The organism is Actinoplanes sp. GCM10030250, assembly GCF_042666575.1.
Classification (GTDB): Bacteria; Actinomycetota; Actinomycetes; order Mycobacteriales; family Micromonosporaceae; genus Actinoplanes.
Map to the genome: position 1 here is coordinate 1 of NZ_JBHTDO010000106.1, position 920 is coordinate 920.

1 protein-coding gene is annotated in these 920 nt (G+C 69.3%); it reads right to left on the minus strand.

The annotated features are described in order from the left end of the window. On the minus strand, positions 1-920 hold a 920-nt coding region (locus tag ACFQV6_RS44245), incomplete at both ends, for an acyltransferase domain-containing protein (RefSeq protein WP_378033739.1).

Genomic DNA, 920 nt, shown 5'->3' on the forward strand with positions numbered 1-920 from the left:
CAGCCCCGCAACCACCTGAGCGAAGTCGTCCAGCATCGGCTCCATCAACACCGAGTGGAACGCGTGGCTGACCGTCAACTCCCGGCCCCGCAACCCAGCCGCCACCTTCCGCACCTCATCGGCGATGCCGGAGATCACCACCGACTGCGGGCCGTTGACCGCCGCGATCGACACTCCGGCCGTCAACAGCGGTGTCACGTCGGCTTCGGACGCGCGGACCGCAACCATCGCCCCACCAGCCGGCAGCGCCTGCATCAACCGCGCCCGCGCACTCACCAACGCCGCCGCATCCGCCAGCGACAGAATCCCCGCCACATGCGCGGCCGCGATCTCCCCCACCGAATGACCGATCAACACGCGAGGACGCACACCGAGGTCCTCCAGGACCCGAAACAGCGCCACCTCCACCGCGAACAACGCCGGCTGCGCAACACCGGTCGCCTGCAACGCCTCCGCGTCATCACCGAAGATCACCGCACTGACCTGCGGATCCAAGACTCCGGTGACCTCGTCGAACGCCGCCCGGAACACCGGCAGCCGCTCATAGAGATCACGGGCCATACCCAGCCACTGCGAACCCTGCCCCGAGAACAACAGAGCCGTACCCTCCCGCAGCGAACGCGGTCCCGCCAGTTCCTCGCCCGAGTCGGCCCACACGACGGCACGCCGTTCGAAGGTGGTCCGCGTTCGAAGCGCGGCCGCCACCCCCGCCGGGTCGAGACCGCTGAGCCTGCCGAGCATCGCTTCGATAGCTGCGTCGGACCGGCCGGAGACCGGCCAGACCACCGGGATGCCTTCGACACCCAGCTCGACCACGGGCTCGGCAGCCGGAGCCTCTTCGACGATCACGTGGGCGTTGGTGCCGGAGATACCGAACGACGACACCCCCGCCCGGCGCGGACGGCCGTTACGCGACCACT